The sequence below is a fragment of the Methanobrevibacter boviskoreani JH1 genome, assembly GCF_000320505.1.
Lineage (GTDB): Archaea > Methanobacteriota > Methanobacteria > Methanobacteriales > Methanobacteriaceae > Methanarmilla > Methanarmilla boviskoreani.
This window is the reverse complement of the sequence record NZ_BAGX02000048.1, coordinates 1-383: the sequence shown is the minus strand read 5'-3', so window position 1 is coordinate 383 and position 383 is coordinate 1. Positions and strand designations below refer to the sequence as shown.

The window sequence follows — 383 nt, the reverse complement described above, 5'->3', positions numbered from 1 at the left end:
AATTCAAGAAAAATCTGGTATGAAAAAAGATTAAGATTAATAAATAACCTATTAAATCCAAAAATAACCGAAATAAACTCAAAAGAAAAAAGAATAAACATTATTTTAGATAACGCAAGAATACATCATGCCAAAATTGTTGAAAAAGCCTGTGAAATATTGAACATAAACTTAATTTTTCTAAAACCATATTGCCCGGATTTAAACCCAATCGAAGATGTATGGCGTAAAATTAAATCCAAAGTGTATAAATCAATGTATAAAAATTTAAACGAATTAATTAAAATATTTGAAGATGAATTCTATAAAATAGTTGATTTAACCTCATTCTACACAAATTGGGTCAACGAATATTTAGGTATAAACATTTGGTAAAATACTAT

Annotated in this window: 1 protein-coding gene; it reads left to right on the top strand. The window is 24.0% G+C overall.

Features of this window, described 5'->3' with window-relative positions; all coding sequences use genetic code 11:
- On the top strand, positions 1 to 375 hold a 375-nt coding region (locus ON24_RS08855; protein ID WP_201415769.1), incomplete at its 5' end, for a transposase.
- Positions 376 to 383 lie beyond the last annotated feature (8 nt).